The 8,029-nt window shown below is 74.4% G+C and carries 8 protein-coding genes; 6 read left to right on the top strand and 2 right to left on the bottom strand.

All coding sequences use genetic code 11. From position 1 onward, the window contains the following. Positions 1-61: 61 nt before the first annotated feature. From Q1K26_RS07245 to Q1K26_RS07255, 3 genes are read left to right on the top strand one after another with little or no spacing between them, the layout of a single operon-like run. A complete protein-coding gene (locus tag Q1K26_RS07245) occupies positions 62-580 on the top strand; it encodes a hypothetical protein (RefSeq protein WP_300008728.1) in 519 nt (172 codons plus the stop codon). Next, positions 577-1,611 (top strand): alcohol dehydrogenase catalytic domain-containing protein, encoded by a 1,035-nt coding sequence (locus tag Q1K26_RS07250; RefSeq protein WP_300008731.1) that lies wholly within the window; start codon positions 577-579, stop codon positions 1,609-1,611. Before Q1K26_RS07245 ends, Q1K26_RS07250 begins: the two co-directional genes overlap by 4 nt. 16 nt (positions 1,612-1,627) lie before the next feature. Next, positions 1,628-3,742, top strand: a complete 2,115-nt coding sequence (locus Q1K26_RS07255) for a helix-turn-helix domain-containing protein (RefSeq protein ID WP_300008732.1) — start codon at positions 1,628-1,630, stop codon at positions 3,740-3,742. Here the strand turns inward: Q1K26_RS07255 and Q1K26_RS07260 are convergent. Then, a complete protein-coding gene (locus Q1K26_RS07260) occupies positions 3,729-4,016 on the bottom strand; it encodes a BMC domain-containing protein (protein ID WP_300008734.1) in 288 nt (95 codons plus the stop codon). The genes Q1K26_RS07255 and Q1K26_RS07260 overlap by 14 nt on opposite strands. Positions 4,017-4,218: 202 nt before the next feature. Here Q1K26_RS07260 and Q1K26_RS07265 point away from each other — a divergent pair, with 202 nt between their 5' ends. Continuing rightward, positions 4,219-5,250 carry a hypothetical protein gene (locus tag Q1K26_RS07265; protein ID WP_300008735.1) on the top strand — a complete coding sequence of 344 codons (1,032 nt, stop codon included), beginning with the start codon at positions 4,219-4,221 and terminating at the stop codon, positions 5,248-5,250. Between the two features lie 4 nt (positions 5,251-5,254). Here Q1K26_RS07265 and Q1K26_RS07270 read toward each other — a convergent pair whose 3' ends face one another. After that, positions 5,255-5,602 carry a hypothetical protein gene (locus Q1K26_RS07270; protein WP_300008737.1) on the bottom strand — a complete coding sequence of 116 codons (348 nt, stop codon included), beginning with the start codon at positions 5,600-5,602 and terminating at the stop codon, positions 5,255-5,257. Positions 5,603-5,777: 175 nt separating this feature from the next. Here Q1K26_RS07270 and zwf point away from each other — a divergent pair, with 175 nt between their 5' ends. After that, positions 5,778-7,274 (top strand): glucose-6-phosphate dehydrogenase, encoded by a 1,497-nt coding sequence (zwf, locus tag Q1K26_RS07275; RefSeq protein WP_300008739.1) that lies wholly within the window; start codon positions 5,778-5,780, stop codon positions 7,272-7,274. Between the two features lie 545 nt (positions 7,275-7,819). Further along, positions 7,820-8,029 (top strand): hypothetical protein (locus tag Q1K26_RS07280; RefSeq protein WP_300008741.1); only part of this gene is annotated, 210 nt, incomplete at its 3' end.

Raw genomic sequence — 8,029 nt, forward strand, 5'->3', positions numbered from 1 at the left:
GACTCCTGTACGAACCCGGCGTGGGGACGTCCCGCTCGTCCGGCCCGGGGAGGGGGGTCCGGTGACCGTGGTCGGGGCCGATGCCGTCGACGCCGCGGTCGCCGCGGGCGTGCTCGCCGTCGGGCCCCGCGACGTCGTCACCCCGCTGGCGCGCGAGCGGGCGCGCGAGCGCGGCGTCGAGATCGTCGTCGCCACGCCGGGTGCGCGGGCGGCGGTCACCGGCGACCGGCCCGCGCCCGCACCGGGACGGGGGAGCGCCGCCACGGTTGCGGGGCCCGGGCCGGCCGGGCCCCCACCCGCTCCGGTCCGCCCACCGTCCGGGGCGCTGTTCCGCCGCGGCGCCCGGCTGCCCCCCGGGACGGCCCGCGGCGCGGCCCGCCCCGACCGCACGACCGCCCGGGTCGCCCGGATCGCCCCGGACGCCGTGCTCGTGGTCGTGCCCGACCCGCTGCACCTCGGCCTGCACGTGGGCCGCGACGGCGTGCGGGAGGTCGTCGAGGTGCAGCTGCCACCCGGCGAGCTCGCCGACCTGCGCGCGTCCGCCGACCGGATCCGCGGCCGCACGCCGCCGTCGCCGTGAGGGCCGTCGTGTACGCGGGGCAGGGACGGGTCGAGGTGGGCACCGTTCCCGACCCGCGCGTCGAGGACCCCACCGACGCCGTCGTGCGGGTGCGGCGCACGGCGGTCTGCGGTACCGACCTGCACGTGGTGGCCCACGCCGCGGGCCTGCCCGAGGGCTTCGTCGTCGGCCACGAGTTCGTGGGCGAGGTGGTCGACACCGGGCCCGGCGTGCACGCGCACCGTCGCGGGGACCTCGTCGTGGGGGCGGACTTCACCTCGTGCGGGCACTGCTGGTGGTGCCGGCGCGGGGACCACTGGGAGTGCGCCGAGCGGCGGTTCTTCGGCACCGGGTCGGCGTTCGGACCGCCGCTGCCGGGCGCCCAGGCCGAGCTGGTGCGCGTGCCGCACGCGGACACGGTCCTGCAGCCGGTGCCCGACGGGGTCCCCCTGGACGTCGCGGTGTTCCTGGGCGACACGCTCGCCACCGGGTACGCCGCCGTGCAGCGGGCGGCCCCGCGGCCCGGAGACACCGTCGCGGTCGTCGGCGGGGGGACGGTCGGGCAGCTGACCAGCCTGGCCGCGCAGGCCTGCGGGGCGGGGATCGTGGTCCTCGTGGAACCGGTGGACACCCGCCGCGACCTCGCCGCGGCCCACGGTGCGGTGGTGGCGACCCCCGACGACGCCCGCGCGGTGATCGACCGGCTGACCGACGGTCGCGGCGCCGACGCCGTCGTCGACGCGATCGGCGGACCTCGCGGCCTGGACGCCGCGTTCGCACTGGCGCGCAGGCGCGGCACCGTCGTCTCGGTCGGCGTGCACACCGACACGGGCTGGACGCTGCCGGTGGCCCGGGCGTTCACCGACGAGCTGACACTGGCGTTCGCCATCGGCGACCTCGCCCGTGACGCCGGCCCGCTGCTGGCCCTCGTACGCAGCGGGGTGCTCGCCCCGGCGGTCGTGGCCTCGGAGACGGTGCCGCTCGACGGCGTCCCGGAGGCATATGCACGCATGGCACAGCGACGTACGCTCAAAACGCTGATCGCGACATAGCACCGGAGGTCCGGCGATGACGCCAGCCGAACGCGAGAGGCACGGGGTGCTGCTGCTCGTCGACGAGCCCGCCGCCGCGCTGGAGCGCCTCCTCGCGACGGTCCCCCCCGACGCGGCCGCCGCGCAGGCCGAGCTGACCGCGCTGGCCGGCCGGCTCGTCGGGTCGGCGGTCACGGCGCGACCGGTGGGCCAGGAGATCGAGCTGCACTGGGACCCGGCCCGCCCGGTGCCGTCCGCGACCCGGTCGCTGCTGCGCCGCGCCGGCGTGTGGCTCACCCTCGCCGCGGCCCGTGACGAGGCCCGCGACGGCGCGGCGGCCGAGGCCGCGGAGACGGCGGTCGTGCGCGACGTCGTCGAGCGGCTGCTGTCGGTCCGTGATCTCGACCAGGTGCTGCTGTCCATCGCAGACCGGACGGCCGAGTTGCTCGACGCCGACATCTGCGGGGTGTTCCTGCGCGAGGGCGACGAGGTACGGATGCGCTCCTGCGTCGGCAACCGGGTCGTCGAGACCGCCCGCCTGCGGATGCAGCGCGGGCAGGGCGTGGCCGGGCTGGTGTTCCTCACCGGCCAGCCCGCGAAGGTCGACAACTACCTCGACGACCGCACGATCAGCCAGGACTTCGTGTTCCTCGCGGTGGCGGAGGAGACCCAGTCCGCGCTGGCCGTGCCGCTGCGGCTGCACGGTGAGCTGGTCGGGGTGCTGGAGGTGTGGCGGCGCCGGCCGTCGCTGTTCACCGAGCGCGACGTGCGGCGGATGGTGACCTTCGCCGACGTCGCGTCCGTCGCGATCGACAACGCGCGGCTGCACGTCGAGCAGGCCACGGCGGTCCGGGAGATGGAGCAGGCCGGCGCGGCGCTGCGGCGCCAGGTCGCGGTGCTCGACCGCTCGTCGCGGCTCCAGCAGACGCTGCTGACGACGGTGCGCGACGGCGGTGGGCTGCCGGCGATCGCGCGGACCGTCGGCGGTGAGCTCGGCTGCCAGGTGGGGATCTACGACACGCAGGGCGTGCTCGTCGCCGCGCACGGCGGCCGCAGCCTCACCGCGGACCTGCCCGCCGCCGTGCCCCCCGGCACCCGCCCCGGACGCACCACCGTCGCCGGACGGGAGCTGTGGACCCAACCGGTGCACGCCGACGGGGACCGGATCGGCTGGGTGCTGCTGCGCCCCGACGGTGACTCCGCGGAGATGATGGACGTCGTCGCCGGCCAGGTGGCGATGGCCTGCTCGCTGGCCCTGCTGCGCCAGCGCGCGGCGAGCCGCGCCCGGTCCGAGGTGCTCGAACAGGTCCTGTGGGACCTGCTGCAGGGCCCGGTCGAGCACCGCATCGCCGCGCGGGCCCGCGCCCAGCAGCAGGGCGTGCCGCTCGGCGGGGCCCTGCGCGTGCTCTACGGGCAGCTGGAGAACGTCGAGGAGCTCGCCGCGGAGCTCGGGTGGGACACCTCGCGGACCGACCGGGTGCGCCGGGCCGCGCTGCGCGCCGTGCGGGGCGTCGACGACGGGCGGGCGCTGTCGCTGGCCAGCCTGCGCGGCGACTTCGTGGTCGCCGTCGTCTCCGACCCGGACCGCGCCGCGGTGAAGGACCTGGTGGTGCGGATGACCGCCGTCGTCCGGGATGGGGCCGGCGCGCTTCGCCTGACCTGGGGGATCAGCCGGGCGCACGACGACGTCGTGGAGCTGCCCAGCGCGCTGAACGAGGCGCGCACCGCGCTGTCCGCCGCCCACCGGCTCGGCGGCGAGAACGTGTTCCTCTACGAGGAGCTCGGCATCGTGCGCCTGCTGCTGGGCTCCGGCGACGACCCGGACCTGCTCACGTTCATCGAGGAGGTGACCGGCCCGCTGCTCGCCTACGACCGGGAGAACGACGGGTCGCTGATCCGCACGCTGCGCGGGTTCTTCGACGCGGACTGCTCCCAGCGGGTCGCGGCCGAGCGGTTGTTCATCCACCACAAGACGCTGCGCTACCGGCTGGAACGGATCAAGCAGCTCACCGGCCTGGACCTGAGCCGCCACGAGGACCGGATGCGGGCCGACTTCGCGCTGCGCCTGCTGCAGGTGAGCGGGTCCGACGACCCGGGGACCGGTGAGGGCCTGGACCTGATCGGCCGTCCGGGGGCCGCTAGGTCGGGGTGATCGCGGCCTCGATGACGGCCTCGGTCTCGCCGTGCGGCCGGGGGATCACGCGGGCGACGTAGAGCTCGCCGACTCGCGCGGCGGCGGCGCAGCCGGCGTCGACCGCGGCCTGCACGGCGCCCACGTCGCCGCGCACCAGGATCGACACCTGGCCGTTGCGCAGCGTCCGGTACCCCTCGACCTGCACGTTCGCCGCCTTCACCATGGCGTCGGCCGCCTCGACCGCGCCGACGAGACCCCTCGTCTCGACCATGCCCAGAGCTCCGCTCGCCATCGCCGTCACGTCTCCTCGGTGGGCACGCTGGTTCCGGTCCCACGGTAGGCGAGGAACGCGTCCCGCCCGTTGTCCCCGGCGGACAAGGGGCGGGCACCCCGCTGTCCGCGCCGGAGGGGCCGATGTGCGGAAGGCGCGCGCACACCACTGCTGATCCGTTCGGCCTATTGACCGGCGCGGGCGGCGCACCGACGATCTGCCGATGGTCGAGCGCCGTCTGCACGTGATCGGAAGCTATCCCGCGGCGACGGCACCGGAGGCGATGCGGGAGATGCTGGCCCGGGCCGCGCCGCACCTCGCGTACCTGCCCGACGGCGAGACGGGGGAGCGGCGCGACTGGATCGTGCACATCATCAACGGCCTGCGCGAGTATCCCGATCTGGTGGTCCGGAAGGAGGGCGACTGGTCGGACTACGGGAACCAGCTCAACTTCGCCGTCCGCCGCGGGCACCGGCTCAGCGGTGACACGCTCGACTTCGGCCACTCCACCGCGCACGCCGCCGCCCGCCCCGCCTTCGAGGAGCTGCGCGCCGAGCACGGCCGGCCGGACCTGCCGTTCCAGGTCGGTATCCCGGGGGACCTGGACATGGCCATGTTCACCCTCGGCCCGACCGGACCGTTCACCCACCGCAGGCCGTTCACCGAGGCGGCCCTGCGCGAGATCGCCCGCATCCACGCCGCCGCGGGCGACGACGTGGTGTTCCAGCTGGAGGTGCCCGCCGAGCAGGTGTTCGTGGCGATGGCCCCCGGCCCGCTGCGCACCGCGGTGGCGCGCTGGGCGGGCAGCGGTGTCGCCGCGCTCGCCCGCCGCTCCCCGGCGGGTGCCCGGTTCGGGATCCACCTGTGCCTGGGCGACCTGGGCCACAAGGCGCTGACCCGTACCGGGGACGCGTCCCCGGCGGTGCGGCTGGCCAACGCGATCGCCCGCAGCTGGCCGGCCGGGCGCCCGCTCGAGTTCGTGCACGCTCCGCTCGCCGCGGGCGACGAGCCCCCCTCGCTCGACCCCGCGTTCTACGCCCCGCTGGCCGCGCTGCGACTGCCGGTCGGCACCCGGTTCGTCGCAGGCCTGCTCCACGAGGCCCGCAGCACCGAGGAGCTGCGTGGGGTGCTCGCCGCGATCGAGGCCGCGGTCGGCCACCCGGTCGACGTCGCCGCGTCGTGCGGGTACGGGCGCCGCAGCGTGCAGGACGCGCAGCGCACGCTCGACCAGGGGGTCGCCCTCTGCGCGTCGTGACCGGTCAGGACCCGTCGAAGGGGCCCGCGGCGTAGGGGTTGGCGTCGGCGAGCGGGGTGGCGGCGGGGTAGGAGTCGGTGTCGAACACGCCGTCGAGGTCGGTGTCGTCGGAGACCACGTCGGCGTACCCGTCTCCGTCGACGTCCACCGCCACGACGTCCGGGACGAACTCGCCGTCGGGCACGTTGTCGAACACCGCGACGTCGTCGTAGCCGTCGCCGTCGACGTCCACGAGCGCGGTGTCGACGACGGCGTCACCATCGGTGTCGAGGACGGTGGTCTCCTGGTAGCCGTCGCCGTCGGTGTCGACGAACTCGACGGCGTAGGGCTCGGAGCTGAAGGACTCGGACATGGGATCCACCTCTGGGTCGGTCGGCTTGCGCTGTCGTCGGAGAGGACGCTCGCGGGCCGCCCAGGGTTACACCCGCGCACGAAATCCGACCGTCACGCGACCGTCGCCGCGACGGTGGTGCTCGACGCCCGGGCTCCTCGGTACGGTGCGGTTCCGCGCACCTGGAGGTTGCACCGTGGTCGAGCCCCGCATGCACGCCATCGCCTACCCGGCGCCGGGTTCCCGACCGCACCGCCACGACCTGGAGCCGCTGGCGCCGCACGTGATCGTGCTGTTCGGGGCCACCGGCGACCTCGCCAAGCGCAAGCTGCTGCCGGGGCTGGCCTACCTGGAGGCCTCGGCGCTGGCTCCCGACGTCCGCGTCGTCGGCACCGCGATGGACGACATGTCCGTCGAGGAGTTCCGGGCGCTCGCGAGGTCGGCGATCGAGACCTTCGGCACGCGCGCCCTGGACGACGAGACGTGGGCGCGGTTCGCCGAGCGGCTCACCTACGTGCCGCAGGGAGCGGGCCCGCAGGGGCTGATGGCCGCGGTGCGGTCCGCCGAGGACGAGCTCGGCCCGGCCGTCCGCAGGCTGCACTACCTCTCGGTGCCGCCCAAGGCGGCCCAGGCGGTGATCACGATGCTGCGCGACGCCGGGCTGACGCACAACGCCCGGGTGGTCATGGAGAAGCCCTTCGGCGACGACCTCGCCAGCGCGGTGAAGCTCAACGACTTCGTCCACGAGGCCTTCGACGAGTCGCAGATCTTCCGTATCGACCACTTCCTGGGCAAGGAGGCGGCCCAGAACATCCTGGCCTTCCGCTTCGCCAACGGCCTGTTCGAGCCGATCTGGAACCGCAACTTCATCGACCACGTCCAGATCGACATCCCCGAGACGCTCGGGCTCGACCAGCGGGCCGACTTCTACGAGTCGACGGGCGCCTACAAGGACATGGTCGTCACGCATCTGCTGCAGGTGATGGCGTTCGTCGCGATGGAGCCGCCGACGGCGCTGGAGCCGCGCGCGATCAGCGAGGAGAAGAACAAGGTCTTCCGGTCGATGCTGCCGATCCACCCCACCGACGTGGTGCGCGGCCAGTACGGCGGCTACCGGGAGGAGACCGGGGTCGCCCCCGACTCCGAGACCGAGACCTTCATCGCGCTCAAGGCCGGCATCGACAACTGGCGCTGGGCCGGCGTGCCGTTCTACCTGCGCACCGGCAAGAAGATGGCCGAGGGGATGCGGATCATCTCCATCGCCTTCAAGGAGGCGCCGCGCACCATGTTCCCCAGCGGGTCGGGGGTCGGGGCGCAGGGTCCGGACCACCTCACGTTCGACCTGGCCGACGCGTCGCGGGTGTCACTGTCGTTCTACGGCAAGCGCCCCGGCCCGGGCATGCGGTTGGAGAAGCTGTCGATGCAGTTCTCCACGCAGGAGACCGACCGTGCCGGTGACGTGCTGGAGGCCTACGAGCGGCTGATCCTCGACGCGATGCGCGGCGACCACACGCTGTTCACCACGGCCGAGGGTATCGAGTCGCTGTGGGAGCGTTCGGCGCTGCTGCAGGAGGACCCGCCCCCGGTGAAGAGCTACGCCCCGGGGACGTGGGGGCCCAACGCGATCCACCAGCTGATCGCCCCCAACGCCTGGCGGCTGCCGTTCGAGCGGGCGTGGCGGGAGAAGAAGTAGCGGGACCGGCTCTCGCCTGCGAACGCCGCGTTGCGGCGGATGCGGGGTCTGTCCCGTCGCATCCCGACGGCTCCCGGGCCGACTCCGTACTGCGCCGCGGCGGGTGTGGTCGACCTACCGAGGTGCTGCCGCGTCGATTCCGCTCCTCGACGCCGGTGCGCCTGTGGCGTCGGGCCGGCCGGGTTCGGGGTTCGGTGACCCCTCCGGGGTTCAGGTGAACCGTTTCGGGGGTGGTCGGCTTCTACCGACCCACGTCGGGGCTGCCCGCCGGGTCGGGTGGGCCGGGTTCGGGCGTCTCGGCGAATCTTCCGGGTGGGGGTGGTCGGCCTCTACCGATGTGCTGCCGCGCCGATTCCGTTCCTCGGCGCTGGCGCGCCTGCGGTACGGATCGACTTGCCACCGAATGAACCACTCGATCCCCGTAGCGGGTCGGGTCGGCCGCTCTAGTGGGGCGTCGATCTCCCGATCGTAGTGGGTCGCCGAATGGTCGACCCGTGTCGACAAGCGGCATCTTCACGCAGGTCAGTGGCGGTATAGTCGAACACATGTTCCCATCCGTCGCCGCGCCCTACGCGCCCGAACCGGACGCGCCCGAGTGGGACGCCGCCCAGGCCCCGCCCACCATGGCCGACACCCCGCCGTCGGGGGTGTTCGCCGCCGAACTCGACTTCGCCACCACACACCCGGCCGCGCTGACCGACGCCGAACTGGTCGACGCCGTGGTCGCCTACGAGAAGCTCGCCGCGTGGGCCGCG

This window comes from Pseudonocardia sp. (genome assembly GCF_029263155.1).
In the GTDB taxonomy this organism is placed as follows: Bacteria; Actinomycetota; Actinomycetes; order Mycobacteriales; family Pseudonocardiaceae; genus Pseudonocardia.